Annotated in this window: 18 protein-coding genes; 4 read left to right on the forward strand and 14 right to left on the reverse strand. The window is 50.9% G+C overall.

The window, feature by feature from the left end:
* Nucleotides 1–54: 54 nt before the first annotated feature.
* The 3 genes from rpoC to HMPREF1246_RS07260 all read right to left on the reverse strand — a co-directional run bounded on the left by rpoC (nt 55) and on the right by HMPREF1246_RS07260 (nt 9,565).
* Entirely contained in the window at nt 55–4,038 is a 3,984-nt protein-coding gene (rpoC, locus tag HMPREF1246_RS07250) for a DNA-directed RNA polymerase subunit beta' (protein WP_081690380.1), read from the reverse strand.
* 43 nt (nt 4,039–4,081) lie between these two features.
* A complete protein-coding gene (rpoB, locus tag HMPREF1246_RS07255) occupies nt 4,082–7,813 on the reverse strand; it encodes a DNA-directed RNA polymerase subunit beta (protein ID WP_016459989.1) in 3,732 nt (1,243 codons plus the stop codon).
* A gap of 1,398 nt (nt 7,814–9,211) precedes the next feature.
* Nucleotides 9,212–9,565: a hypothetical protein gene (locus HMPREF1246_RS07260; RefSeq protein WP_035224553.1), complete on the reverse strand. Its 354-nt coding sequence runs from the start codon at nt 9,563–9,565 to the stop codon at nt 9,212–9,214.
* A 219-nt stretch (nt 9,566–9,784) separates the two neighbouring features.
* Here HMPREF1246_RS07260 and HMPREF1246_RS07265 point away from each other — a divergent pair, with 219 nt between their 5' ends.
* Complete coding sequence (locus HMPREF1246_RS07265; RefSeq protein ID WP_021737133.1) at nt 9,785–10,393, forward strand: tetratricopeptide repeat protein; 609 nt, start codon at nt 9,785–9,787, stop codon at nt 10,391–10,393.
* 114 nt (nt 10,394–10,507) lie between these two features.
* Here the strand turns inward: HMPREF1246_RS07265 and rpmA are convergent, their stop codons facing one another.
* From rpmA to rplU, 3 genes are read right to left on the reverse strand one after another with little or no spacing between them, the layout of a single operon-like run.
* Nucleotides 10,508–10,798, reverse strand: coding sequence for a 50S ribosomal protein L27 (gene rpmA, locus HMPREF1246_RS10300; protein ID WP_016459987.1), 291 nt, complete (start codon nt 10,796–10,798; stop codon nt 10,508–10,510).
* 5 nt (nt 10,799–10,803) lie between these two features.
* On the reverse strand, nt 10,804–11,130 hold the full coding sequence (locus HMPREF1246_RS07275) for a ribosomal-processing cysteine protease Prp (RefSeq protein WP_009014965.1): 327 nt from the start codon (nt 11,128–11,130) through the stop codon (nt 10,804–10,806).
* A 3-nt stretch (nt 11,131–11,133) separates the two neighbouring features.
* Nucleotides 11,134–11,445 (reverse strand): 50S ribosomal protein L21, encoded by a 312-nt coding sequence (gene rplU, locus HMPREF1246_RS07280; protein WP_021737136.1) that lies wholly within the window; start codon nt 11,443–11,445, stop codon nt 11,134–11,136.
* Between the two features lie 274 nt (nt 11,446–11,719).
* Here rplU and HMPREF1246_RS07285 point away from each other — a divergent pair, with 274 nt between their 5' ends.
* Nucleotides 11,720–12,610 carry a DMT family transporter gene (locus HMPREF1246_RS07285; protein WP_021737146.1) on the forward strand — a complete coding sequence of 297 codons (891 nt, stop codon included), beginning with the start codon at nt 11,720–11,722 and terminating at the stop codon, nt 12,608–12,610.
* A 415-nt stretch (nt 12,611–13,025) separates the two neighbouring features.
* Here HMPREF1246_RS07285 and gatB read toward each other — a convergent pair whose 3' ends face one another.
* From gatB to gatC, 3 genes are read right to left on the reverse strand one after another with little or no spacing between them, the layout of a single operon-like run.
* The gene (gene gatB / locus HMPREF1246_RS07295; RefSeq protein WP_009014968.1) at nt 13,026–14,471 is read right to left on the reverse strand and encodes an Asp-tRNA(Asn)/Glu-tRNA(Gln) amidotransferase subunit GatB; all 1,446 of its coding nucleotides are present in this window, start codon (nt 14,469–14,471) and stop codon (nt 13,026–13,028) included.
* A complete protein-coding gene (gene gatA, locus HMPREF1246_RS07300) occupies nt 14,471–15,937 on the reverse strand; it encodes an Asp-tRNA(Asn)/Glu-tRNA(Gln) amidotransferase subunit GatA (RefSeq protein WP_021737139.1) in 1,467 nt (488 codons plus the stop codon). Before gatA ends, gatB begins: the two co-directional genes overlap by 1 nt.
* 14 nt (nt 15,938–15,951) lie before the next feature.
* Entirely contained in the window at nt 15,952–16,239 is a 288-nt protein-coding gene (gatC, locus tag HMPREF1246_RS07305; RefSeq protein WP_009014970.1) for an Asp-tRNA(Asn)/Glu-tRNA(Gln) amidotransferase subunit GatC, read from the reverse strand.
* Nucleotides 16,240–16,535: 296 nt separating this feature from the next.
* On the opposite strand from gatC, the gene HMPREF1246_RS07310 reads away from it, so the two are divergent.
* Nucleotides 16,536–17,672: a PLP-dependent aspartate aminotransferase family protein gene (locus HMPREF1246_RS07310; protein ID WP_009014971.1), complete on the forward strand. Its 1,137-nt coding sequence runs from the start codon at nt 16,536–16,538 to the stop codon at nt 17,670–17,672.
* Nucleotides 17,673–17,813: 141 nt separating this feature from the next.
* Nucleotides 17,814–18,104, forward strand: coding sequence for a GNAT family N-acetyltransferase (locus HMPREF1246_RS07315; protein ID WP_009014972.1), 291 nt, complete (start codon nt 17,814–17,816; stop codon nt 18,102–18,104).
* 73 nt (nt 18,105–18,177) lie between these two features.
* On the opposite strand, the gene glyS is transcribed toward HMPREF1246_RS07315, so the two are convergent.
* The 5 genes from glyS to HMPREF1246_RS07340 form a co-directional block, all read right to left on the reverse strand.
* Nucleotides 18,178–20,238 carry a glycine--tRNA ligase subunit beta gene (gene glyS / locus HMPREF1246_RS07320; protein ID WP_009014973.1) on the reverse strand — a complete coding sequence of 687 codons (2,061 nt, stop codon included), beginning with the start codon at nt 20,236–20,238 and terminating at the stop codon, nt 18,178–18,180.
* Nucleotides 20,238–21,116, reverse strand: a complete 879-nt coding sequence (gene glyQ / locus HMPREF1246_RS07325) for a glycine--tRNA ligase subunit alpha (protein ID WP_021737128.1) — start codon at nt 21,114–21,116, stop codon at nt 20,238–20,240. Before glyQ ends, glyS begins: the two co-directional genes overlap by 1 nt.
* A gap of 524 nt (nt 21,117–21,640) precedes the next feature.
* Nucleotides 21,641–23,095 (reverse strand): amino acid permease, encoded by a 1,455-nt coding sequence (locus tag HMPREF1246_RS07330; RefSeq protein ID WP_009014975.1) that lies wholly within the window; start codon nt 23,093–23,095, stop codon nt 21,641–21,643.
* Nucleotides 23,096–23,582: 487 nt separating this feature from the next.
* Nucleotides 23,583–24,326: a glycosyltransferase family 2 protein gene (locus HMPREF1246_RS07335; RefSeq protein WP_009014976.1), complete on the reverse strand. Its 744-nt coding sequence runs from the start codon at nt 24,324–24,326 to the stop codon at nt 23,583–23,585.
* Nucleotides 24,327–24,328: 2 nt separating this feature from the next.
* On the reverse strand, nt 24,329–26,362 hold the full coding sequence (locus tag HMPREF1246_RS07340; protein ID WP_009014977.1) for an LTA synthase family protein: 2,034 nt from the start codon (nt 26,360–26,362) through the stop codon (nt 24,329–24,331).
* Nucleotides 26,363–26,371: the final 9 nt, after the last annotated feature.

The following is a 26,371-nucleotide window of genomic DNA, read 5'->3' on the forward strand; positions in this document are numbered from 1 at the left end:
CCCACAAAAAGCCGCGAAGAAATCTAGGTTTCTTCGCGGCTTTCTATTTACAGCTTATTCATCAGCATTTTCGCTGTCCGTGCTCTCTTGAACTTCATCGGGACGATGAAGCTTGAGCTGGATATTGCGGTATTTAGGCATGCCCGTACCTGCGGGGATCAGCTTACCAATGATGACGTTTTCCTTAAGACCAAGGAGCGGATCGACTTTGCCTTTGATGGCGGCGTCGGTCAGGTTTCTCGTCGTTTCCTGGAAGGAAGCAGCTGACAGGAAGGAATCTGTTGCCAGGGAAGCTTTGGTGATCCCGAGGAGGATCGGATGTCCTTGTGCCGGTTCCTTGCCTTCTGCCATGACTTCATCGTTTTCATCTTCAAATTGTGCGATGTCCACAACGGAGCCCGGCAGCATCTTTGTATCTCCAGCTTCGTCGATGCGGTATTTGCGCATCATCTGACGGACCATGACTTCAACGTGTTTATCGTTGATTTCAACGCCCTGGGATTTATAGACACTGAGTACCTGCTGCACGAGGTAGTGACGCGTAGCGGCAGGCCCGCTGATACGCAGGATATCGTGCGGATTGAGGGACCCTTCGGTCAGGCGGTCGCCCACTTCCACATGATCGCCGTCGGCAATATGAAGTTTGGCCCCATATGGAATATGGTAGGAATCTTCCGTGCCATCTTCGCGGGTGATGATGACAAAACGGCCATCTTCCTTTTCCTGGACGCTGACGGTTCCTGCCGATTCGCTGAGGATACCCGGATGTTTCGGTTTCCGTGCTTCGAAGAGCTCTTCGACACGAGGAAGACCCTGGGTAATATCGTCAGCACCGGCAACGCCGCCCGTATGGAACGTACGCATCGTGAGCTGGGTGCCCGGTTCCCCGATGGCCTGGGCGGCAATGGTCCCGACAGCTTCGCCGATTTCGACCTTGCGGGCCGTGGCGAGGTTGCGTCCATAGCACTTGCGGCAGACGCCAAAGTGGGATTTGCAGGTAAGAACGCTGCGGATCTTGACTTTTTCACGGAGGCTGGCGATGACATCAGCCATATCTTCCGTAATGTAGTCATTGATGTGATAAAGGACGTGACCGTCCTTGTCTTCGATTTCTTCGGCAAGGGTTCTGCCCACGAGGCGGTCGCGGAGGGATTCCAGGACCGTGCTCTTGTTCTTGCCGGCCGTAATGGCTTCAACGTAGATACCGTCAACTTCGTTGTTGCGGATACTCAGTTCCTTAACCGTGCCATTATCAAGAATGGTTTCAATGAGCTCTGCCGTGAAATGATCTCCCTTATGGGCAAGGACGGTTCCTTCCCCATCAAGGATATCTTCCGCCACTTCCTTATCGAGGAAGTGATGGGTCATGTGTTCACGGAAAGCCGTCTTGACCTTATCTTCGCTGACATTGATGGCAAGGGTCTCGGCGTCTTCGCCATTTTCTTCATCAAGAGGATACAGACGGATTTCCAGGACCTTGGCAGCAAGGAGACGGTCAAAGACGTCTTCCGTAACCACCGTATCGGCTTCGGCAATGATGGAATCATCGTCAGCAAGGACGCTGGAAGCAAGGGTACGGCCCACGGCGTATTCCTTCAGCTTGCGCTGGCTGGAGCCGAGGACGTTCTTGCAGAAACGAGCCCGTTCGCGGACGAGATTCATGGTCGTTACGTCGCAGTCATCTTCACGTACAATGACATCTTGGGCAACATCAACAAGGCGGCGCGTCAGATACCCAGAGTCAGCCGTTCTAAGGGCCGTATCGGCAAGACCTTTACGGGCACCGTGCGTGGAAATAAAGTATTCCAATACGGTCAGCCCTTCACGGAAGTTTGATTTAATCGGACGGTCGATGATACGGCCCGACGGGTCAGCCATCAATCCACGCATACCAGCGAGCTGACGGATCTGCTGTACGTTACCGCGGGCACCGGAATTGGCCATCATGAAGAGCGGGTTGAACTGATCCATGGTGTTCTTCATCAGGGCATCAGCAACATCTTCCGTAGCTTTGTTCCAAATATCAATGACCTTGCGGTAGCGTTCGTCTTCACTCATCAACCCACGGCTGAAGAGGCGTTCGACCTTATCGACTTCTTTTTCAGCAGCAGCAAGGATTTCGCCCTTTTCCTTCGGAATTTCGATATCCGACGCGGCAATGGACAGACCGGACAGACAAGCGTTGTCATAACCGAGTTTCTTGACCGTATCAAGGACGCGGGCCGTGCCGAAGTTCCCGTAAAGCTTATGGGCCTTGGCGACAAGACGGCCCAGTTCCTTCTTATCAATGAGCTTGCCAAGAAGCCAGGTTCCATCTTCCTGCTTGGAATAATAGCGCATTTCAAGCGGCAGTTCGCAGTTGTAGATGATATTGCCCATGCTCGTCGTGACAAGGCTCTCACCCACATCGGACGGTTCAGGATAGATTTCGGAGTTGGGGACACGAACCTTGATCTTGGCCTGGAGGGCGATGTCCTTATTGAAGTATGCCAGTCTTGCTTCGTCAAAACTGATGAAGCGACGGCCTTCTCCTTTGGCCCCTTCGCGGAAAATGGTGAGATAATACGCGCCCAATACCATATCCTGCGTCGGAACGGTGATTGGTTTCCCATCTTTTGGAGCCAGGATATTATTGACACTCATCATGAGCACACGGGCTTCAGCCTGGGCTTCAGCAGACAGCGGCAGGTGAACAGCCATCTGGTCACCGTCGAAGTCGGCGTTGAAAGGCGTGCAGACGAGCGGATGAAGTTTAATGGCGCGGCCTTCGGACAGAATCGGCTCAAAAGCCTGGATGCCCAGACGGTGCAGCGTCGGGGCACGGTTCAGCATGACAGGGTGTTCCTTGATGACTTCTTCCAGGACATCCCAAACGGCATCCGTCGCGCGTTCGACCATTCTCTTTGCGCTCTTGATGTTCGTTGCCGTACCGTTTTCGACAAGGCGTTTCATGATGAACGGTTTGAAGAGTTCAAGGGCCATTTCTTTCGGCAGGCCGCACTGATGCATCTTCATTTCAGGACCAACGACAATAACGCTTCGACCGGAGTAGTCGACACGTTTACCCAAAAGGTTCTGACGGAAACGGCCCTGCTTCCCTTTGAGCATATCAGAAAGGCTCTTTAAGGGGCGCGTGCCAGGGCCCGTTACGGCGCGGCCGCGGCGGCCGTTATCGATAAGGGCATCGACAGCTTCCTGGAGCATCCGTTTTTCGTTCCGGACGATGATGTCCGGAGCCTGCAGTTCCTGAAGGCGTTTCAAACGATTGTTACGGTTGATGACACGGCGATAGAGGTCGTTCAGGTCGCTTGTAGCAAAACGGCCGCCATCGAGCTGAACCATCGGACGCAAATCCGGCGGAATGACCGGAATGACATCCATGATCATCCATTCTGGCTTGTTGCCGCTCTTGAGGAAGGCTTCACAGACATCGAGACGGCGCACGATGTTGCGTTTTTTCTGGAGGCTCGTCTCCGTCTTGAGTGCTGCCCGCAGTTCCTTCGTCAGTTCTTCCACATTGATTTCGTGGAGCAGTTCCTTGATGGCTTCGGCACCAATGCCGACGCGGAAAGTATCCCCGAATTCATCCAGTTTTTCCTGGTATTCGGCTTCTGTGAGGAGCTGCTTTTTTGTCAGGTTCGTATCGCCCGGATCAAGGACGATGTAGCTTGCAAAATAGAGGACCTTTTCAAGGGCGCGCTGACCAATGTCAAGGATGGCGCCCATGCGGCAGGGAATCCCCTTGAAATACCAGATGTGGGAGACAGGAGCAGCAAGCTCAATGGAGCCCATGCGGTCACGACGGACTTTTGCCCGCGTGACTTCGACGCCGCACTTGTCGCAGACCACACCTTTATAGCGGATGCGTTTGTACTTACCGCAGTGGCATTCCCAGTCCTTGGTCGGGCCAAAGATGCGTTCGCAGAAAAGGCCGTCCCGTTCTGGTTTCAGCGTTCTATAGTTAATCGTTTCCGGCTTCGTGACTTCGCCGTGGGACCAGGAACGGATCTTTTCCGGGGAAGCCAGGCCGATTCTCATAGAATGAAATTTATTTACGTCCAACAAGAGCACTCACTCCTTCCTACTCTTCATCAGAGCCGTTGTCATCGCCTTGGGAATCATCCATTCCCATGTTGCCGATATCGGCAATGACATCAAAATCGCTGTCTTCCGTCTGGTCTTCATCGGGGCTCACTTCTTCGTCGCTATTGGCGCGGTTTTGGGCTTGTTCCCCGGTGTTGGCAGCCGTGGAGACCTTGCCGGACATATCCATGTCAAGCTCGCGGGCAATATCGCCCATTCCAATATCTTCATCCTCATCATCAAGATCGATTTCCTCATCATCTTCATCGAGGACGCTTACATCAAGACCGATTGCCTGCATTTCCTTGACAAGGACCTTGAAAGATTCAGGGACACCCGGTTCAGGGATATTTTCACCCTTGACGATGGATTCATAAGCCTTTACACGTCCGACAACATCGTCAGACTTCACGGTCAGGATTTCCTGGAGGGTATAGGCAGCGCCATAAGCCTCGAGGGCCCACACTTCCATTTCACCGAAACGCTGTCCACCGAACTGCGCCTTACCACCAAGCGGCTGCTGGGTAACCAGGGAGTACGGACCGGTAGAACGGGCATGGATCTTATCAGCAACCAGATGGTGAAGCTTGAGGTAGTAGATGCAGCCAACGGTAACAGGGTTATCAAACGGTTCCCCGGTACGGCCATCATAAAGGACTGTCTTGCCGCTGGGATCGACGCCAGCCGCTTCGAGGGTACGGGCCATATCATCCTGGCGAGCCGAGTCAAAGACCGGGACCGCGACAGGAACAGCGCCATCCACCGTTTCTGGCATGCCCAGTTCATCGAAATCATAGCCCGCTTTGCGCAGGTCTGCTTCGACGTTGGGGTCATGGTTGTCAATACGCATGCCCAGCGCGGTTGCCGCCCAGCCCAGATGGGCTTCAAGAATCTGCCCAATATTCATACGGCTCGGTACGCCCAAGGGGTTCAGTACGATCTGGACCGGTTCGCCATTAGGCAGGAACGGCATATCTTCGCGCGGCAGGATGCGGGAAACAACACCTTTGTTCCCGTGACGGCCTGCCATCTTATCGCCTTCGCCGATTTTACGTTTTTGAACGATGCTGACACGAACCTGCTTATTGACGCCAGGCGGCAGTTCATCGCCGTTTTCACGGGTAAAGACCTTGACGGAAATAATGATCCCGAATTCCCCATGAGGAACACGGAGGGAGCTGTCACGGACTTCCCGTGCCTTTTCAGCAAAGATGGCACGGATGAGGCGCTCTTCAGCAGAAAGTTCCGTTTCCCCTTTCGGCGTGACTTTGCCGACGAGGATATCGCCAGGACGGACTTCAGCACCGACACGAATGATTCCGTCTTCGTCGAGGTCCTTCAGGGCATCTTCAGAAACGTTCGGGATATCGCGGGTAATCTCTTCCGGTCCCAGTTTCGTATCGCGGGCATCGCAGTTATATTCTTCAATATGGATGGAGGTAAAGACATCTTCCTTGACGAGGTCTTCGCTGAGGAGGACGGCGTCTTCGTAGTTGTAGCCTTCCCAAGGCATATAGGCAGCAATGGCGTTGCGGCCAAGGGCAAGCTCGCCGTGATCTGTTGCCGGTCCATCAGCAAGGACCTGACCTTCTTCGACCTTATCGCCCTTAAAGACAATGGGGCGCTGGTTGACACAGGTACTCTGGTTGGAACGTTTGAATTTCAGGACATTGTATTCATCGATGCCTTTTCCATCATCACGAGTGATGAGGATCTTGTCACCACTGACATACTTGACCGTACCAGCGTGCTTAGCCAGGATGCAGACACCGGAGTCAACAGCGATCTTATATTCCATCCCCGTACCAACGACTGGCGCCTTCGGATTGAGCAGAGGTACAGCCTGACGCTGCATGTTCGCACCCATGAGGGCACGGTTGGCGTCGTCGTTTTCAAGGAAAGGAATCAGGGCAGCTGCAATGGACATAACCTGTTTTGGCGAAACGTCCATGAAGTCAACACGTTCCGGCGGAATCGCAAGGACTTCGTTCTTATCGCGGCAGGTGACGTGGGTATTCACAAAATGGTTGTCTTCGGTCAGCGGTTCGTTGGCCTGGGCAACAACATAGTTATCTTCTTCGTCAGCGGTCAGATAGACGATTTCATCGGTAACACGCTTATTGACTTTATCGACCTTGCGATATGGGGTCTCAATGAAACCATACCGGTTGATCACGCCATAGGCAGCCAGGGAACCGATGAGCCCGATGTTCGGACCTTCAGGGGTCTCAATTGGGCACATACGGCCATAATGGGAAGGATGGACGTCACGGACTTCATAGCCGGCACGTTCACGGGAAAGACCGCCAGGTCCCAAGGCGGACAGACGGCGTTTATGCGTCAGTTCGGCAAGCGGGTTGTTTTGGTCCATGAACTGGGACAGCTGGCTGCTGCCGAAAAATTCCTTCACAGCCGCTACGACCGGACGAATGTTGATAAGGGCCTGCGGGGTGATGACGTCAGCATCCTGGATGGTCATGCGTTCACGGATGACACGTTCCATACGGGACAGTCCAATGCGGAACTGGTTCTGCAGGAGTTCGCCAACGCAGCGGACACGACGGTTGCCCAGATGGTCGATATCATCCTTGCCTTCCATGCCATCAATGACATTCAGGAGATAGCCAAAGGAAGCAATGACATCAGCCGGCGTGATGGTGCGTACGGACGCTTCAATATCCTTCGTTACAATCATGCGTTCTGCATGTTCCTGGAACTTGACATAGACGATGGCATAGCCCTCATCGGCAAAGATACCGCTCTTTTCGATGGTATCGATTTCGGCATCGCCAATCTTCGTCCCTGCAGGAAGGACCACGGCACCTTTCGTGCCATCGGGGTTTTCAGCGCACAGGTCTTCAGCAAGGGTCTTGCCATGAAGACGATGACGCCAGCCCAATTTCTTATTGATTTTGTAACGACCGACATTTGCCAGATCATAGCGGCGATTGTCGGAGAAAAGGTTATAGATGAGCTGTTCAGCGTTTTCAAGGTTAGCAGGTTCACCCGGACGCAGCTTCCGATAGATTTCCAGAAGGGCATCATCTTCATTTTTCGTTGTGTCCTTGGCAAGGGTAGCAACCAGGTAAGGATGCTCACCAAAGACGCTGATGATATCATCATTTGTCGGCAGACCCATGACACGCAGGAGGGCCGTAGCAGACAGTTTGCGCGTCCGGTCCACACGGGCATAAATGATGCTGTTAAGGTCGGTCTCATATTCAATCCAGGCCCCGCGGTTCGGGATGACTGTGGTCCCGTAGAGGAACTTACCCATTGGATCCATGTCCTTGGCATAATAGACGCCAGGGCTGCGGACAAGCTGACTGACAATGACACGTTCTGCCCCATTGATGACGAAGGTCCCCGTATCGGTCATAAGGGGGAAATCGCCCATAAAGACAGTCGATTCCTTGATTTCGCCCGTATCTTTATAAAGCAGACGGACGTCTACGTTCAAAGGAGCCGCATAGGTTGCATCTTTTTCCTTGCAAGTTTCGATATCATACTTCGGATCGCCGATGGTAAAATTCTCGAAACTCAGTTCCAGGCTGTTTGTAGCATCCTTGATAGGCGATACGTCCTGGAACGCGTCATGAAGTCCTTCCCTGATGAACCACTCATAGGATTTTCTCTGCAAGTCAATCAGATGCGGCATCTTCAGGACTTCTTTGATTCTGGCATAGCTGTACCTTTTACGGTTGCCATTATGAACCGGCTTGAACAACATATGGGTTCTCACTCCTTTACATCCTGCAGGTTTTTTAACACAAAAAAACAAGGCCCACAATCAAAATGAATCTTTGATTAGCCTTGTAAAAACCAAGTTCCCTCAGTCAGCATTTCGTGCTCCTCTCAACCAAACGATCGGAACGCGATGTCCAACCACTGAGCACTCGCGAAACCTTATAATCCTGCTAGTAAATAAAATTTCATGGACTGATATTGTACCATGTATTTTAGGTTATTGCAAGGAGTTTTAAAGAAAAATATTTTTGTGAAATATGGAGGAAAGACCATGGTGCGCCGCCCCAAGCCTCCCTACTGGAGGGGTGGAACTTCATTCGCCCGGAAACATGCCGCTGCGCCCTTCCGCGGCTGCTCCAAAGCGGGCTTGGGACTCGGGCGAATCTTCCTCACTACCGCCTGCAAGGAGACGAAGCGCCGCTTCTCATCCATCACCAAAACGGGAAAATTATGTTGATAAATGCTTATGGAAATTTCCACACAACATGAGTGTTAATCAATTTTATCAGCGGCCCTGTCGTACACGAAAACAGTTCCTTTGCCTCCGCAGCCGCAATGGATTTATACGGGTGCGGCTGTAAGGGATAAAAGGACTCGCTTTCTGCTGTTTCACATCAGAAGACCGGCCTTTCCGGCAGAGGAAACTCCGACTGCTCCTATCGTTGCTGCCCTCTGAGTAAGCTTTCTGCACGAATTTTTCAGCATAAGAGAAAACGAAAAATTCGGCGACTCACTTACCCGCCCTGCACGATGTCCCACTTCGCTTTTCTAAGGCAGCGATGCGCTTACCGCCTTGGCAAAGGCAGATCGATGCGTTGCAGCAAGTTCAAAGGGGAAAGAGGGGACGCGAGTCGTTCCAAGCGCCATTGTTATCTTTCTATTTCAAAGGACCCACCTCTTACAAAAGCCGAACAGAAGATAAAAGCCCAAAACCGAACCTACGTCTACGTTCGGTTTTGGGCTTCTCTTACGTTTTTTGCCTTACAATCTTTTCCCTTCCGGTCTTTTCCTCCAATTGCTTTTTGCGAATTCGGTTCAGATGAATCCAGATGCGAGGAGCCCCCGCTTCCACCGACGACAGACCTGAGACGCCAGCAGTCCGCTAGCGCAGCGACGCGGGAGTTTCCTTGCGGCCAGAGGCCGGTACGTCTAGGAGGTTGGGCGCGCGGGCGACAAAGTAGATGGGCCCATATGGACTGAAGATTGCAAAAAGCTTCCGCTTTGATAAGCTAGGCGCTGGAAGTGACGACACATGGGTAGGAAAGGAAACGCCCAGGCGTAAGCTATCCCCAAACGTGGGACTGTCCATCGTACGATAGGCCATAAGGCCATTGTTTTCACAAAATCTTTTTTAAGCAATGGCCTCACGTACTCCATCAAATCAGCCCGATTTTTGGGCTGAGTAAAAATATATGCCCGACGTCTCCTTACGAGCGGCAAGCGAGGAACATTTTCCCTTTTGGATAGCAACCGTATCCGTTCCCGTGCGGTTGCCGACAAGCAAGTCTCCTGTGTACGTATTTTCATAAACTTCGCCTGTCGCGGGATCTGTCCATTTCCAATGCCAGCCATTGATACCTCCGGCCGTGATGTCACCATCATCAGTCGCGCTGACATGATCAGGACCCGCAATGGTACCGTACGTATGGGTTTCCGCATGGGTGACTCCCGTCTGAAGGCTCAATAAAACAAAAAAAGCAAGTATGCTCCGGCAAGAACAATACGTAGGTTTCATCAACTCCGCCTCCCCCCTTTCCCAGTAAATCAATATATTTAATGCTAATTATTTTTATTTCTATATTTATATTTTGTATTATATCATAAATATCTAGTAAATCATCGAATCGCGTCATATTAGTGGAAAGTAAAATCAACTTATCGAAAATTCATGATTCATACTAGATTTATATGCTATAATGACCGCAATCAATGATTTACGAAAGAAGGCATTCCTATGAAATTTGCTGCCATGGCGGGATCCTTTCTGCTTTCCTGCCTTTTCTTACTGCCTCTTGCTCCAGCTCAGGCTAAGACGAAAACGGGAGGAATCATAATTCATTCAGCTTATGAAAAAACAGCCACACATTCCCTTTCAGATCGTCTCTTCTTAAAAGAGGGAATCCGCTTATACACCGAGGGTCATTATGAAAGCGCACTCAAGATTTTACAAATTGCCTTTGACCGAGGCGACATGAAGGCAGGACGATATATCGGTCTTTGCTTTGAAAATGGATATGGTGTGGCTCCTGATGCCCAGTTAGCCGCCCATTGGTACCAAGCAGCCTCCCTTAGAGGAGATGTAACTGCTACTTATCTGTTGGGTACGCTTTACGAAAAAGGCAAGGGCGTTCCTCAAGACATACAAAAAGCCATGGACCTTTACCTGCAGTCCGCATACCGCAGCGACCATGTTTCAGCCCCCAGTCAGCTTGCCTTGGGACGCCTCTATGAAAAGGGGGAAGGCACGGCAAGGAATCTTTCAAAAGCCCGTTATTGGTACGCTCGTGCCAGTAAGTCCGGAAGCAAGGAAGCCGCAGCTGCACTTCTTCATGGGGAACACTAAAAACTTTCTTTGACGCCATCGGTATTCCCTCATCAAATGTTCCGCTTCAGGCGCCCAACATTCCCAAGAATAAAAAAAGACTGCCGCCTAAGCAGCAGTCTTTTTATTTTGGAATTAAGCTTCCGCCTCAACAGGAACGATGCTGATGATGCGGCGATCCTTACCCCATCTTTCAAAAGCGACTTTACCGTCAACTTTTGCGAAAATGGTGTAATCCTTACCCATCCCAACGTTTTTCCCCATATGGAAACGGGTACCACGCTGACGGACAATGATGGAACCAGCCGTTACAAACTGACCATCATGAGCTTTCGTGCCCAGACGCTGAGCGTTGGAGTCACGACCGTTGTGAGTGGAACCAGAACCTTTTTTATGAGCGTGTAATTGCAGGATTAATTCGAACACTAAACTCACCTCCTGTGTTCCTCGATAGCCAGATAGTCGGAATATGCCTTTTGGATGCCCTTCAGTCCCAGGACCATGGTCCGCAGGAGGACTTCGGTTTTATCATCGGGCGCATCGACCAGTCTGACACAGAGCAATCCGTCTTCTTCATCGACGCTGTAATCCAGCGTACGGGAAAGGACCTGCTCCATCCCAAGTACCGGGACCTGGGTTGTGAGGGAAACCATGGCACACACTTCATCGAATCCCTCGGGATTCGAATCGGCATGACCGGATACACGGTACTCCCTGATCTTTCCTTGATCATCTTCGTAAATATCGACTTTGATCATGGCTTATGCTTCGATAGAAGTAATTTCAACGCGGGTGAAGGGCTGACGATGACCCTGGCGTTTGCGATAGTTGCTCTTTGCTTTGTATTTGAAAACAAAGATCTTATCAGCTTTGCCTTGAGTAGCAACCTTTGCAGTGACTTTAGCGCCTTCTACAGTCGGTTTGCCAACCTTGACATCCCCATCGCTTACAACGGTCAGGACGTCATCGAAAACGACTTCGTCGCCTTCCTGGACGTTCAGTTTTTCAACTTCCAGGACATCCCCTTCGCTGACACGATACTGTTTACCACCAGTACGGATAATAGCGTACATTCAGATGCACCTCCCTCATTCCAAGACTCGCCGAATACGGTACTCCTTCCGGAGTTTTCGGAACCTCTCCGGGCGGTAGTGCTAAAATTAGCTTCAGCCCTATAAATTTACTATATGAAAAGGGAAAAGTCAAGCCATTTTGGGCTTTCTCTTCATGTTTTTCAATGAATGGAACCGATTCACGCTGCCGCCAGCTTAGCGAAAAGATAAATGGCCCCATCCGTTTTTTTGACGCCTTCTATGATATAATGCATCTATGATACTAAAGGGGGCGATGATCATCAGCACGAAGGCAACATATATCCTCTTGTCCCTCATCGGGCTTTTGTGGGGATTCCAGCCCATTACGCTCAAATGGCTGCTCCCTTATTGGACGCCAGCAACCATTACGACCTTCCGGTTCCTCGTCGTCGGCATGGTCATCCTCTTTTACCAATACTTCCGTCTCGGTCGGGACATGGCAAAGCTTCTCCCCCGCAAGACAGATTGGCCGTGGATTGTTTTTATGGGAATCAATGGACAGATGCTCAATTCCGTGCTCCAGTTCCACGGTCTCCAGTTCACGACGGTGACAAACAGCACCCTGATTACGGCGACGACACCTGCCATTACGTCGGTCTGCGCCTACCTGCTCCTTCACGAAGCCTTTTCCAAGAAACAGTGGCTGGGCATCCTGCTCTCCTTTAGCGGCGTCCTTGCAGTCATTACCAAAGGGAATTTTGACATAATCCGCACCATGAGCTTCAATGTAGGCGACGTCTTCTGTATTGCATCCCAGCTTGCCTGGGCCTTTTACAGCCTGGCCTCACGAAAGCTGACAGGCCACATGGACGTCCTTACGGCCCTTGGCTGGTGCAGTCTCTGCGGGACAGCCGGAACCGCTATTTATGGGATTTTTTCAAACACCCTTGTCCTTTCTCCCTTGCCGCCTGTTCCCTTTCTTTCCTATCTTTATATCACCCTTTTCGGCGGGATTGCCGCCAATGTCTTTTGGAACATTGGCGTCAAGAATGTCGGTCCCAGCGTCAGTTCCGTCTTTTTGAATTTCACGCCCGTCATGGGAATGGTTGCCGGGTATCTCATTTTTGCAGATCCCATCGGACCGCTCCAGATTGTCGGAGCCAGTGTGATTTTTGTAGGGGTATACCTGACGACGCATGGTTGATTTTTATTCAAAGCAAGAACCGCTCCGAATTGATGTAGAACTTGAGCCCATTGCTTTAGAAAAGATTCTTCTAAGGCAATGGATTCATGACGTATCGCAGGAGGGCCATAAGTCGTTCCATTGCCATTTCCCCGTCTTGGCAGTGGATGAGACCGCACAGCGACCTTTTCATACGAACGGTAGTGAGGGACCATTCGCCCGGAGTTCGAAGGGTGCCTTTGGAGCGATAGCGGAAGTCCGAGAAACTTGTTTTAAGCCAAATTAAGTTTGATTCCCACCCTTCGAAGAAGTAACGGTTTCGGGCCGTGCGTTTGGTCTTTTTCACCTCTCAAAAGGCAATACATTTGAGACTGTCCATCACAAAAATACAAAAACGGCATCCCAATTGCTTGGGATGCCGTTCCTTTCATTTTTCTTAGCCGAGAATGCTCTTCTTGATCATCTGGTTGACCATGCCCGGGTTAGCTTTGCCGCGGGATTTTTTCATGATCTGTCCTACAAGGAAGCCAATGGCTTTATCCTTACCCGCTTTGATATCCGCAACAGACTGCGGATTGGCAGCAAGGACTTCGTCGACCATGGCTTGGATAGCGCCAGCGTCGCTCACCTGTTCAAGGCCCAGTTCCTTAACAAGGGCAGCCGGAGCTTTGTCGGTCTTGAGCATTTCCGCAAAGACTTTCTTGGCAAGCTTGCTCGAAAGGACGCCTTTATTGATGAGGTTGACCATTTCCCCAAGATGGGTCGGGGAAACGGGGAATTCGCCAATGGTCACGCTATTGGCATTAAGATAAGCCGATACGTCACCGAGCATCCAGTTGGCGACACTCTTGGCGTCTTCCGTTGATTTAGCAGCTTCATCAAAGTAAGCGGCAAATTTCTTGTCCGATACAATGAGTTCAGCATTGTATTCATCGAGGCCTTTTTCCTTCATGAGGCGGTCTTTCTTCGCATCAGGGAGTTCAGGCAGTTCGCTCTTGGCCTTTTCGATCCACGCGTCATCAATGATGATGGGCGCAAGATCCGGTTCCGGGAAATAGCGATAGTCATGAGCCTCTTCCTTGGAACGCATGGAGAAGGTCATGCCCTGGGCATCATCCCACGTACGGGTTTCCTGGACGACGTGCCCGCCGTCTTCGAGTATCTCTTTCTGACGCTGGACTTCATACTCAATGGCCCGTTCCAAGGCTTTGAAGGAGTTCAGGTTCTTGATTTCTGCACGGGTGCCATATTCCTTGCTGCCTACAGGCATGATGGAGATATTGGCATCGCAGCGCATGGATCCTTCTTCCATTTTTCCATCGCAGACTTCCGTGTACTGCAGGTAGGAACGGAGTTTTTCCATATAAGCACGGGCTTCTGCCGCACTTCTCATATCCGGTTCGGAAACGATTTCGATAAGGGGCACACCGGCACGGTTATAGTCAACGGCGGAAGAGTCGCTCGTTGAAATGGTGGCACCGGAATGGACGAGCTTACCAGCATCTTCTTCCATATGAATTCTCGTAATGCCAATGCGCTTGGTTTCACCATTTACGTTGACATCAACATGACCGCCCAAGGCGATAGGCTGATAGAACTGGGAAATCTGGTAGGCTTTGGCAAGATCTGGATAGTAATAGTTTTTCCGGTCAAACTTGCTGTAGTGCTGGATATCACAATTGACAGCCAGGGCAAACCGCAGGGCAAATTCAACCATTTGCTTGTTCATGACCGGCAGGGCGCCAGGCATACCAAGGCACACAGGGCAGACATGGGTGTTCGGTTCGCTGCCAAAGGCAGTGGAGCAGGAGCAGAAAGCTTTGGTCTTCGTCTTTAGTTCGGCATGGACTTCAAGACCAATTACAGTAGTATATTCAGTCATTATTTCTTACCTCCCAGGGGCGCCACGGCTTTGTGGAATTCCGTAGCCTGTTCAAAGGTGTAAGCGGCGCGCAGCAGGGTTTCCTCGCCAAGCGGTTTGCCGATGAGCTGGGCACCAACGGGCATGCCATCCACAAATCCGCAGGGGATGGACATACCGGGCAGGCCGGCCATGTTGACAGGAATGGTCGTCACATCAAGCATATAGACCGTCAGGGGATCCATCTTGGCATCGAGTGAGTAGGCCACGACCGGGCTCGTCGGGGTAAGCAGGAGGTCACAGGTCTCAAAGGCCTTCTGGTAGTCCTGACGGATGAGGGTACGGACCTGCATGGCTTTGTTGTAGTAAGCGTCGTAATAACCAGAGCTTAAGACGTAGGTCCCAAGCATGATGCGGCGGCGCACTTCCTCGCCAAAGCCTTCCGTACGGGTGGCGGCCATCATTTCCGGGGCCGATTTGGCAGAAAGGTCACGGAAGCCGTAACGAACACCGTCAAAACGGCCAAGATTGGCCGACGCTTCTGCCGGTGCGATGATGTAGTACGTAATGACGGCATATTCCGTATGAGGCAGGGAAACTTCGACGACTTTTGCGCCCAGCTCCTCATATTTTTTCGCCGTCAATTTGATCTGTTCAGCGACTTTGGGATCGGTCCCCTTACCAAAAAACTCCTTCGGAAGGCCGATGACCATGTCCTTTACGTCCTGTTTCAAGGCTTTCGTGAAGTCGGGCACAGGGACATTTGCACTAGTCGAATCATGGGCGTCTACGCCGCAGATTGTGTTGAGGACAATCGCCGCATCGGTCACATCCTTCGTGATGGGCCCAATCTGGTCAAGGGAAGAAGCAAAGGCAATGCAGCCATAACGGGAGACACGGCCATAGGTCGGTTTGATTCCGACACAGCCATTAAAGGAAGCAGGCTGACGGATGGATCCGCCCGTATCACTGCCCAGGGACCAAATAGCTTCGCCGGCTGCGATAGCAGCGGCACTGCCGCCGGAAGAACCGCCCGGTACGCGGGTAAGATCCCAAGGGTTCGACGTGGCCTTGAAATAACTTGTTTCCGTCGTGGAACCCATGGCAAATTCATCCATGTTGGTCTTACCGATAAAGACCGTATCATCCCTACGGAGATTTTCAATGACGTGGGCATCGTAGACGGGCTGGAAGTTTTCCAGGATCTTTGAAGCACACGTCAGGCGCATACCTTTGAGGCTGATATTGTCCTTGATGGCGCCGGGAATCCCCGTCAGCGGCTTTATGGCCTCACCCGCGGCAATCTTCTGGTCGACTTCGCGAGCTTTCTTCAGGGCCCCTTCTTTATCCAAGGTAATGTATGCCTTGACACTGTCTTCGACTTTGTCAATGCGGTCAAAGACTTTTTCGGTCAGTTCCACGGAGCTGATTTCTTTTTTGGTCAGCTTCTCATGGAGATCGTGAACAGTTTCATTATATAACGTCACAGTGCTTCCTCCTCTTATTCGATGACGCGGGGTACCTTAAAGCCGCCATCATGTTCTTCCGGTGCATTTTTCATGGCGTCCTCGTGGGAGAGCCCTTCTTGGGGCACATCTTCACGGAAGACATTGCTCGTCGGAAGGACATAAGGAGAAGGTTCAATTCCCGTCGTATCGACTTGTTTCAGGATTTCCGCATAATTGAGGATCTGGTTGAACTGGTCCTCGAATTTTTCCAGCTCATCTGCCGGCACATTGAGTCTCGACAGAGTTGCGATATGTTTGACATCTTTCGCTGTAATACTCATGGTCTCACCGCCTGTCTATACTTTTAACATCTAATGATTATATCACATGAAAGGACGTGTGAACATCCCCCGCCCCGCCTTTATCCTCACTCAATCGGCAGAGAACTTCCCTCAGGCCCGATCAAAAACGCCTCGCGCATTTTCTTATACTGAAAGAAGAGGCTGTCTTCCAATCAATCATGGGCCTTTCTATTGACAGCCGCTTTTTTTCATCGTAAAGTAGTAGAAAATCATTGATGTGATTTCTTTTATGCTTTTTAATCCTATCAATTTTCTATGTTTTAGGAGGGGTTTCCATGAAGTTTCAAACAACCTGTATCCATGGAGACGGGCCCAACGATGCAACGGGTGCCGTTTCACCGGCGATTTACTGTACGTCCACCTTTTCCCATCCTCATGTAGGAGAGTCAACAGGCTTCAACTACACCCGGGAATCCAATCCCACCCATGCCCGTTTGGAAAAAGTCATGTCCGCCCTTGAAAGCGGCGTCGATTCCCTCGCCTTTTCGTCCGGTATGGCTGCCATTGATGCGGTGATGCGTCTTTTTGTATCCGGAGACCATATCCTTACAGGTTTTGATCTTTATGGCGGCTCCTTCCGTCTCTTCCGTTCCGTCTACGAACCGTACGGTCTAACCTTTTCCGCCGTCCATACAAGCGACCTTGAAGCCGTGGAAAGAGCCATTACACCTAAAACAAAGGCCATCTATCTGGAAACACCGACAAATCCCACCATGGAAATCACCGACCTGCGCGCCCTGGCAGAACTTGCCCACAAAAAGGGTCTTCTGGTCATCGTTGACAATACGTTCCTCACCCCATATTTCCAACGTCCTCTGGAACTTGGCTGCGATATTGTCCTGCACAGCGGGACGAAGTACCTGGCCGGTCACAACGATATCCTCGCAGGCTTTGTAATCAGCCGGGAAAAATCCATCGCGGAAAAACTTCGTTCCATCTACAAAACGACAGGCGCCTGCCTGAGCGTTTTTGACGCCTGGCTCATGTTGCGCAGCCTCCGCACCCTCCCCCTGCGTATGCGCCAGCACGAGAAAAATGCGGAAACGCTGGCTGCTTTCCTAAAGACCCAGCCCTATGTGCAAAAGGTCCTCTATCCAGGCCTTCCCGAACATCCGGGGTATGAGATCCAGAAAAAACAGGCCACCGGGTTTGGCGGCATGATTTCGTTTTATGTTGATACACCGGAGCGGGCCAAGAAAATCCTTGAAGGGATTTCCCTCATCCAGTTTGCTGAAAGTTTGGGCGGTGCCGAAAGCCTCATGACCTATCCCCGCACCCAGACTCACGCGGACTTGACGCCGGAAGAAGCAAAAGAAAAGGGAATTACGGATACGCTTCTGCGCTTTTCCGTAGGTCTTGAAGATGTAGAAGACCTCAAGGAAGACCTTTTGTCCGTCTTCAAAAATCTCTAAAACAGTTTCTGGGCTGCTCCCCGCCATATGGGGCGGCAGCTCTTTTTTCATACCTTGCCTCTATCCAAATAAGAGGAAATAGTGTAAAATATCCTAAGCCGTAAAACACTTAGAAACGTTAGACAAGGAAAGGAGTACGGCATGGACGATTGCATCAGTGTACGCTTTGAAGAAAATAATAACCGTTCCGCAGCTTACGATGGAGACCAAGAAGTAGGGTACTGTTCTTACACCCTTGATGGAGATGTCTGGGTCATTGAACACACCGTCGTCGATCCCGCCTATGGAGGAAGAGGCCTGGCCCGCCGTCTCGTGGACGCTGTTGTCATGGGAGCCCGGGACAGCCGCGTCAAGATCCTGCCCATGTGTTCCTACGCCGTGAGCCTTTTTAAGAAGGATCATAAATACGACGAAGTAAACGCCAATCTCTAACCATGACGTCAGCATGCAAAAAGCCGGAAGAACCTATTAACATCGGATCTTCCGGCTTTTTAGTATGACGTTTTTATTTCATGACAAGAAGAGAGACATCACCCACACAGCCAATGAGACTGCGGATCTTTGTCAAAAGGGCAAGGCGGTTTTGCTTTACGGCTTCATCCTTATCCATGACCATGACGTCATCAAAGAAATGGTTGATGGGTGCAGAAAGGCTGTCGCAAGCGGTAAGGACGCCGGCAAAATCACGGGAAAGAAGCATTCCATGTACGTTTTCAGCAGCCTTTTCCACAGCTTCAAAGAGGGCTTTTTCAGCGTCTTCTCTCAAAAGGGCCTCGGAAACAGGTGCGTCAACGCGACTTTTCTTGGTAATATTTTCCACGCGGGTAAAGGCCTGAAGCGTTTCTGGCGCCTTATCCGTACCGAGATAGGCCGTCAGGGCATCAGCGGCAGCAAAAGCGTCGCACAGGTCATCCCGGCCTTCAGCACCAAGGACGGCATCGACGATATCGTACCGAACGCCGCGGTCAAGCATCATGTTCTTGGAACGCTGGGCGAAGAATTCAACAATATCAGCCACAAGTTTGTCTTCACTTTGATTCGTTTTGGGCAGGCGGCTCAAGGTTTCCTTGATGGCGCTTGTAAGGGCAAAGTGGATGTTTCCATCGGTGACGATATTGAGGATACCCAGGGCCTGGCGGCGCAGGGCATAGGGATCCTGGGAACCGGTTGGAGCTTCCCCGCGGCTGAAGGTTGCTGTGATATTATCCAGTTTATCGGCAATGGCAAGGAGACGGCCTTCATTCGTCTGAGGCAGTTCATCGCCGGCAAAGCGCGGCATGTACTGCTCTCCAATAGCCGTCGAGACCGTATCGCCTTCGCCGTCAAGAAGGGCATATTCACGGCCCATGGTGCCCTGCAGTTCCGTAAATTCCGTAACCATGCCGGTCACAAGATCGGCCTTGCTGAGGCGGGCTGCGCGAACAAGAGCCTTTTCATCAGCGGCAACGCCCGATTCCTTGAGGAGGCAGCTCGTAAGGGCTTCGAGGCGTTCCGTCTTTTCATACATATTCCCCATGCCGCGCTGGAAGGCTACATCATGCAGGGCCTCCCGATGTGCTTCAAGGCTCTTTTTCCGGTCGTTTTCAAAGAAGAAGACCGCGTCGTCAAGACGGGCACGAAGGACGCGTTCGTTGCCGTGGGTCACGATGTCAAGATGTTCACTGTTGCCGTTGCGGACCGTAATGAAATAAGGCAAAAGCTTGCCGCTGTCATCAAGGACAGGGAAGTAGCGCTGATGGTCGCGCATGGGAGTAATGACAGCTTCTTTCGGGAGCTTCAGGTACTTATCATCAATGGAACCGCAAAGGGCCGTCGGATATTCGACAAGATAAGTGACTTCATCGAGCAGGTCTTCAGAAATGGCCGTATGGCCGCCGGCTTTTTTGCCCAACGCTTCAATCTGTTCCCGGATGAGGGCACGGCGTTTTTCCACGTCGACAATGATGAAGTTTTCTTCGAGGGTTTTTACATAAGCCTCGGCCGAAGGAATCGTAATGGTCTGACTGCCCAGGAAGCGATGGCCGCGGGTCACATTGCCGCTTTTGACATCGTTTGCTTCAACAGGAATGACTTCACTGTCAAGAAGGGCCACCATCCAGTGGAAAGGACGGACAAACCCGAAGTCATAGTCGGCCCAGCGCATGGTCTTTGGGAAGGACAGGCTGTGGAGAATATCATCCAACAAGGCAGGCAGCAGTACCTTGGTTTCACCGCCCTTTGTGTGTTTGATGGCATAAACGTAACCATCCCGTTTTTCAAGGGCAGAGACTTCCACACCCTGACCGCGGGCAAAGCCCTGGACGGCTTTCGTCGGGTTGCCGTCTGCGTCAAAGGCAATCTTGAGGGATGGACCTTTGCTCTCTGCCGTCATATCTTCCTGACGGTCAGCAATGCCTTCAGCCACAAAGGCCATGCGGCGCGGCGTTCCGTAGACGCTGACTTTTTCAAAAGGAATACGGGCTTCCTTGAGTTTTGTTTCTGCCAGTTCCTTATAGTTTTTCAAGATACCCGGCATGTATTGGGCCGGCATTTCTTCCGTTCCGATTTCATATAATAACGTAGCCATTAGTTGTTCCCTCTCTTCAGCATAGGAAATCCCATCTTTTCACGCTGTTCCACATACGCCGCGGCGCACAGGCGGGCCAGGGCGCGGACACGGCCGATGTAGTTGGTCCGTTCGTCAACGCTGATGGCACCTCGGGCGTCCAAAAGGTTGAACGTATGGGAGCACTTGAGCACATAATCATAAGCTGGATGGATGTTCCCCGTTAACAGGACCCTTTTGGCTTCCTTTTCATATTTATCAAAGAGGTCAAAGAGCAGATCCGTATCGGCAATATCAAAGCTGTAGCAGGACTGTTCCACCTCGTTTGTGTGATACACATCGCCGTAGGTCACATCGCCCACCCATTTGATGTCGTAGACATTTTCCACACCTTGGATATACATGGCAAGGCGTTCGAGGCCGTACGTGATTTCAACGGCAACAGGTTTGATATCAAGGCTGCCAACTTGTTGGAAGTAGGTGAACTGCGTCACTTCCATCCCGTCGAGCCAGACCTCCCAGCCCATGCCCCAGGCACCCAGGGTCGGCGATTCCCAATTGTCTTCAACAAAACGGATATCGTGTTCTTCGGGATGGATCCCTAGTTCGCGCAGGCTTTCAAGATACAGTTCCTGAATGTTATCCGGAGACGGTTTCATGATGACCTGGAACTGATGATGCTGATAAAGGCGGTTAGGGTTATCGCCATAACGTCCGTCAGCCGGGCGGCGGGACGGTTCCACATAGCATACGTTCCACGGCTCCGGTCCCAAGACGCGAAGGAAAGTTGCCGGGTTCATGGTCCCAGCTCCTTTTTCTACGTCATAAGGATGGAAGTTGATGCATTGCTGACGCCCCCAATAGGCACTCAGCGCCGAAATGATGTCTTGGAAATTCATGGTTTTCTCCTCCTAAACAAAAACTCCCGTCTCTGCAATATAGACGAGAATCATCTACATTACAGGGACGGGAGTGACTTCCGCGGTTCCACCCTGTTTGCTGCCAAGGCAGCCTCTCTTGTGGTACAGTCGCTCAGGGATGCCAACCCCCTCATTGCGCTCCGAACAATATAGCAAAATTGGGAAAGATTGTCAAGGCAGCGGTGGAAAAAGGCGGTCGAGATGTGATGCTAAAAGACCGTGAGACACGGACCCAAACCGCCCCCCTGCGGGGGATGGGTCGGAATTACATTCACCTGGAAACATGTCCCTGCAGCATCACAGCTGCCTTTTTATCTTTTAGCTCGACAGCCAGCGCCGAAGAGTCATGACAGCATGATGGCCCCTTTTACGTTTTTCCCAATCGCAGTACGTTCCTTCTTCCAATATGCCATGAGCCCATTGCTTCGGATATGTTTCTGAAGCAATGGGCTCATGTTTTCCATCAAATCGGAGCGATGTCCACGCCGATTAAATTATTAAGGTTATGCCGTCTCGCCCAATCTTTCCCGTTCGCGGCGTGCAAGGATAGGGAAAATAAGGCCGATACCAAGAAGGATGACCGGCGTTACGACGTTCATGATCATCTGGAACCACCAGGTGGAAGAATACATTTCTACACCGTAAGGAACCATACCCATGAGCGAAGCAAAGGTCGTCAGGGCAAAGCACCAGAAACCAATCATAAAGCCGGTGCCTTTGCTCTTTGTAAGGTAGTAGGAAGAGCTGTAAGCCTTTTTCGCCCGTTTGAGCGCCATATAAGCCAGGAAGACCCACAGGTAGGACAGCGGCATGCAGATGGCATTCAGGCGCAGGAGCCAGATGTAGAGCGTTGTCATGTCGCCAATGCCAAGGGCCGGTACGATGATAAGAATGCTGACAAGGATGCCCGTCAGTTTGTAACCGCTCACAGGGATGCCCTTTTCGTTGATCTTCGTGAAGGAATGAGGTACGAATTTCGGATCAACATCACTTAAGAGGAACTTGATGGGTGCGTCAATGGAGATGGCAAGGGTTGCTGCCTGGCCAAAGAACTGGCAAATAGCATAGAGGATGACGAAAGCGCGGCCCACGCCATAATAAGCGCCGAGCTTGGCGAAGCAGTAGTAAGCTCCATTCATCATCAGGTCCTTCGGCACATTGTTGGGGTCAAACATAAGACCCATGGCAAAGGTACCAAGAACAGCCGTAACAGCCACCATTGCGGTCATGACAATCATGGCACGCGGGAACTCCTTATCCGGATTCTGGAGGTTCGTGACATACGGTGCAATGCGTTCACAGCCACCGACAGCAAAGACGAGGATGCTGAGGGTCGTCATGTATTCAAAGTTGAAGTTCGGCATGAACGTATCCCAGCTGAGGCTGTAGGAGAAGGTCTTTGCTTCCGTGATGTAAGGCGCAGCGAGAACGAGAAGCACATAAAGGATGCTCATGATAAACATAAAGGAACCGGCAATGGAACCAATGCGCTTCAAAGCCGATACACCCTGAGCGGCATACCACATGAAGAACATGAAAATGCCAAGGCTGATAAGCTGAAGCATCATAGGCGAAATCATGGTTGTCAGTTGGTCATTCTGGAAAATGGCCCACCCCATAGCAATAAGGATATTCTGCGGTTTCTGGGCTAGATAAGGAATATTGACTACCCAGAAGGTCCAGCCAGCAAAGAAGGCCAATTTGGAACTCATGGTTTCTTTGATCCAGGAGCTGACACCGCCAGCACCATTTTCAAAGGTCGCGCCCATTTCCCCCACCATCAACGTGTACGGAATGAAGTAGAAGAGGAAGAGAATCATCCAGGAAACGACGACTTTCAGACCTTGGTTGGCAAAGCCATTGACCGTATTGCCAAATCCCCACACGACCGTGTAGGCCATTAGGCACAGAGCTTGCCAAGTCATGGCTTTGTTTTTTGAATTTGTGTTGCTGCTCATTTCGATACCCCCTAATTGGTTTAAAGTGCAACATTTGTTACACGTATTATAACAAGATTTGTTCTTCCATAAAAGACAGAAAATAAGGACTTTTCGCTATTGTCTTTATATTAAGGACAATCCCGAACGTTCACTGTAACATTTTCATCGTATTATTCGAAATATAAAAAAAGTGAACCATTTTTGAAGAAAGCATCGCAATATCGTGTTATCCAGCCATCACAAATCAACTTGAAATTTTTTTAAACAGGCCTATGAATGAAACCAACCGGTGAAGGAATAAAGGATAAGTCGCAGTTAGGAACCTTTTTTGTTAAGAAAAAAGTCCGCATCTGAAGAACAAGCTGTCCACACTAAAGAAACTTACAATGAATCATTTGATGGCTTTTTATCCACGTAAGAAAGAACCTGTAAAATAAGCCTCTATTTTTGAAATATAAAAAATCCCTCAAACAGGGAACCCCAATTTGAGGGAATTATCACTTCTTCAATTATTTTTTTCCGCCAGTTTTGCATATTTTATGGCCGTATAGATACCGTGCTGGAGTGTGGCAATGATGCCCATACTTCCTTCAAGAAATCCTCCTTGGAGAAGATAGACCTTAAGCATGCCCAAAAGGGCATGGCTGGCTGCTTTTCCATAGCTTGCCCTTTTTCCTCGGGCGTAGGCATCATCGGCCCAAATGGTCGTGTACTGGCCGGCTTTGCGCCACCAATCGGCAAAGGCCGCATAGGTATAATGGTCCATCCTTTCTGAAAGGGCCTCAAGAGGCACGGTGCAAACGGCGTGTTCGTGGACCTTTCCCTCCCAGTGGACCGCCGCTTTTGGGAAAAGGCGCACGACCCGATCCGGTCCGAACGCCCCATGATGGAAATGATGACCGAAGGCAATATTTTCCCTGCGGAAGGAGTAATGGTGGTTGGGCGCTCCCTTTTTGATGGCAAGGACCTTTTGGATGGCCCCTGCTGTAAGCCGTTCGTCGGCATCAAGATAAAGTACCCAGTCACCATGGGCACCCGTCAGGGCAAAATTACGCTGGGCGGCAAAGTCCCCGTCCCAAGCCCGGTAAATCACAGAAGCACCGCTTTTTTTTGCGATTTCCACGGTCCCATCGTCACTTCCAGAGTCAACGACAAGAATCTCATCGGCCCAGGACGCAGCATTTTGAAGGGCGCTGGGAAGATTTTTTTCTTCATTTTTAGTGAGGATGATGCAGGTTATGCTGCCCATGACTATTCTTCCTTTCCTAAAAGTTCCGGATGGCGCACAAGGTACCCCGTAAGATCCATATACCCTTCCCTTTCCTCACGGTACGGCTGAGGGCCTTCCCGAAGAGCCTGCGGTCCAAAGCCGTCCCCTAAGGGCTGATAAAAGTCGTTGCTGTAGGTCCCGTAAGCATCCTTTCGCAGCCAGTGGTAAGGCGACACGACATGGTCGATGGGATCCATGAGGCTCGTCATAAGGGAATAGTACGTAAAGTCCTTTGGCGCAATGAGTTCAAAAATCGTCGGCAGGATATTCATATGACCGCCAATGGTATTTTCCCCGAAAAGGGACTGGTCGATTTCAGGATGATGGAAGAATAGAACCGGACTATGGCGTTCCCGCAGGTTCGCGTCTCGTTTCATGAGGCTTGTTTTCCCAAGGACGGCACTCATGTCATAGGAATGGTCGCCTGTCACGATGAAAAGACTGTCTGGATAGGCTTCCTTCATGGTGCGCAGGAACTTTCCAATCGCCTGGTCTGAGAACCAGAAGGTCCCGAGATTCTTTTGCAAACTCTTGCTGTTTTTGATGTCTTCCGGAGCATCCGGCATGACACGCTCCGTATCATAGCCATATTTTTCAAGAGGAATCTTGAAGGGCCCGTGATAACTTGTCGTATAAAGGAAATGGAACTGATATTCCCCGCGCTCTTCGTCCCCGGAAAGAATCATGTCCGCTGCTTTTTCCAGAAAGAGGTTGTCATAGACGCCGACCCAGGTCTTTGGCGCGTCAGGGCCGCAAAAATCCGTTGCCGTTTCCACTTCGTCAAAGCCGCAGCTGGGAGCAAACTGGTTAAAGTTTCCATATGTGACATTGCCGCCATACCAATAGGCCGCGTGATAGCCAAGTTTCTTCAGCTGTCGTGGCAGGGCCGTAGGAAGTTTGTTCGTCCAGAAGCTTTCTTTTTCGTTGAGTTCAAGACCAGCGTCAAAGATGCCGCTCATGAGGCTCACGATGGATGGCCTGGAAATGATGCCAGCTGAAAGGGCACTCGTAAGCTGGGCTGTGTGGGGATCATCCTTGAGAAACCGTCCGCCCGAGACAAGGTTCAGCGAGGCAAAGGCCGGGTCAAAGAACTGCTGAAGATAGGTCTCCCCCACAAGGAGGAAGATATGGCGCGGTTTTGTGATGCGCGCGCCCTTTGCCGCACGGCGAAAGGCATAGACAGGATTGGGAAAATCGGAAAGGGGCATTTTTACCGGCACCAGCGGCGCAATGGCGGCAAGGTCCTCTTCGTCCGTGTGCTCATAGGCTTCATTGAGGTCATGCTTCATCACCTGTTCCAAGGCGACAAGGTCATCCACGGTCGCTTTGGCAAAAAAGATATCCTTTTTCACAAGACTCGGAATCGTATCCCATTCGGGCTTATCGTCATGCCAGAAGGTCCCGCCATACCGGAACCAGTAAAACGCAGCAATACACAAAAGAAAAACAACTGTATTGAAGGCGCAGCGAAGAAAAGGCGAGGCAATAGCTGGATAGGAAAGACTGGGAAGACCTAAAAACGCCAAGAGTGCAAGGCGGCACAGGTACAGATAGGGCACAATGCCAAGAAGGATCCAAGCACCATGGTCCTGATGGAAGAAAATATCAACGAGGTTGTGCTTTTCCGCATGGGCGCCAAGCTTCATGGTCTGGTTGTAGATGTCATGAAAATGGCTGTAGTAGAGCATCTTTCCCATGAAAGCAAGATAAAGGACAAGGGCATAAAGCAGGCCGCCCACAAGACGCAGTGTATTGCCCAGGGCAAAATAGGCAGGAAAAAAGGCGCCGGGCAGGCTCACAAGGACCAGGGAAATCAGGAAAACATAGGCGTTAAAGTCCATGCCCCACCAAAAACCGTAACGAAAGGTGTGCCAGAGAATCTTTCCCTTCCCCGCAAAATTGGGGTACGGGCTGTAGACCTTGATGAAAATAGCCCGAAAGAGGGCGCATAGGATGGGGAAAAATAAAAAAAGTTTGGCATCCTGCTGCAGGGACGCAAAAAATTGACTGAACATAATGAGCTC

The sequence above is a fragment of the Acidaminococcus sp. BV3L6 genome (assembly GCF_000468835.1).
Taxonomy (GTDB): Bacteria; Bacillota; Negativicutes; order Acidaminococcales; family Acidaminococcaceae; genus Acidaminococcus; species Acidaminococcus intestini.

Bases quoted from the DNA above. Each gene is read 5' to 3' on its own strand.
- HMPREF1246_RS07265 (WP_021737133.1), top strand. From the start codon at position 9,785: ATGAAATTTGCTGCCATGGCGGGATCCTTTCTGCTTTCCTGCCTTTTC.
- glyS (WP_009014973.1), bottom strand. From the start codon at position 20,238: ATGGCTACGTTATTATATGAAATCGGAACGGAAGAAATGCCGGCCCAA.
- gatC (WP_009014970.1), bottom strand. From the start codon at position 16,239: ATGAGTATTACAGCGAAAGATGTCAAACATATCGCAACTCTGTCGAGA.
- rpoB (WP_016459989.1), bottom strand. From the start codon at position 7,813: ATGTTGTTCAAGCCGGTTCATAATGGCAACCGTAAAAGGTACAGCTAT.
- HMPREF1246_RS07335 (WP_009014976.1), bottom strand. From the start codon at position 24,326: ATGGGCAGCATAACCTGCATCATCCTCACTAAAAATGAAGAAAAAAAT.
- gatB (WP_009014968.1), bottom strand. From the start codon at position 14,471: ATGACTGAATATACTACTGTAATTGGTCTTGAAGTCCATGCCGAACTA.
- HMPREF1246_RS07260 (WP_035224553.1), bottom strand. From the start codon at position 9,565: ATGAAACCTACGTATTGTTCTTGCCGGAGCATACTTGCTTTTTTTGTT.
- rpoC (WP_081690380.1), bottom strand. From the start codon at position 4,038: ATGAGAATCGGCCTGGCTTCCCCGGAAAAGATCCGTTCCTGGTCCCAC.
- glyQ (WP_021737128.1), bottom strand. From the start codon at position 21,116: ATGAATTTCCAAGACATCATTTCGGCGCTGAGTGCCTATTGGGGGCGT.
- HMPREF1246_RS07310 (WP_009014971.1), top strand. From the start codon at position 16,536: ATGAAGTTTCAAACAACCTGTATCCATGGAGACGGGCCCAACGATGCA.
- HMPREF1246_RS07340 (WP_009014977.1), bottom strand. From the start codon at position 26,362: ATGTTCAGTCAATTTTTTGCGTCCCTGCAGCAGGATGCCAAACTTTTT.
- HMPREF1246_RS07285 (WP_021737146.1), top strand. From the start codon at position 11,720: ATGATCATCAGCACGAAGGCAACATATATCCTCTTGTCCCTCATCGGG.
- rplU (WP_021737136.1), bottom strand. From the start codon at position 11,445: ATGTACGCTATTATCCGTACTGGTGGTAAACAGTATCGTGTCAGCGAA.
- HMPREF1246_RS07315 (WP_009014972.1), top strand. From the start codon at position 17,814: ATGGACGATTGCATCAGTGTACGCTTTGAAGAAAATAATAACCGTTCC.
- HMPREF1246_RS07275 (WP_009014965.1), bottom strand. From the start codon at position 11,130: ATGATCAAAGTCGATATTTACGAAGATGATCAAGGAAAGATCAGGGAG.
- HMPREF1246_RS07330 (WP_009014975.1), bottom strand. From the start codon at position 23,095: ATGAGCAGCAACACAAATTCAAAAAACAAAGCCATGACTTGGCAAGCT.